The following is a 262-nucleotide window of genomic DNA, read 5'->3' on the forward strand; positions in this document are numbered from 1 at the left end:
GCAGCCGGTCTTGCCGGCCGCTTCCCACAGCGCGCCCGATTCGAGCGCGACGCCGCCCACCAGCAGCGCCCAGCCGGCGGGCAGCGCCAGCGGCTCGGGCACCACGCCGGCCCCGCCCAGCGCCAGCAGCACCCAGGCCGCCGCCTGCACCTGGCGCGACAGGCTCCAGGACGCCATGGCCGGTGCGCGCGGCGCGCCGTAGTCGAAGAAGAACAGGAGGCTGCACAGGGCCAGGTTGCCCAGTGCCAGCACCAATACCATG

1 pseudogene is annotated in these 262 nt (G+C 75.2%); it reads right to left on the reverse strand.

Going from position 1 to position 262, the window contains the following annotated elements:
* Positions 1–262: pseudogene (locus tag KVT32_RS30425) on the reverse strand (GGDEF domain-containing protein); the annotation flags it as partial.

Origin of the sequence: Achromobacter sp. GbtcB20 (assembly GCF_019091095.1) — a bacterium.
In the GTDB taxonomy this organism is placed as follows: domain Bacteria; phylum Pseudomonadota; class Gammaproteobacteria; order Burkholderiales; family Burkholderiaceae_B; genus Achromobacter; species Achromobacter mucicolens.